Source organism: Bartonella sp. AA89HNZF (assembly GCF_042196905.1).
Classification (GTDB): domain Bacteria; phylum Pseudomonadota; class Alphaproteobacteria; order Rhizobiales; family Rhizobiaceae; genus Bartonella.
Genome location: NZ_JBHIRD010000130.1, coordinates 326 through 595 on the forward strand (window position 1 = coordinate 326; position 270 = coordinate 595).

Here is a 270-nt window from a genome sequence, read left to right on the forward strand (position 1 = left end):
GTGTCACAGAATGCTACTTATCCACATGGATACACAGCGGATAATTCTGTCAAGATAGGAAGGTTTCATACGCTTTGTGCGGATGTTGGTGAGATTTCCGGTCATCCATTGTCTGGTTATAGAGCAGGGGATATTTTACCCAATTCAGTTTGGTGTTTGAATCACCGCCCGCATAGTAGTCCAGAAGGGATGGTCTACGACCCCTCTACAGATCTTTGGGTTGATATTTATCTTCAGTCAGGGACGGGTGAAAATACGCGCTCGGCGTAT

At 45.9% G+C, this 270-nt stretch carries 1 pseudogene; it reads left to right on the forward strand.

Annotation, left to right across the window (positions count from 1 at the left end):
- Positions 1-270, forward strand: a pseudogene (locus ACFIN0_RS10115) (hypothetical protein); the annotation flags it as partial.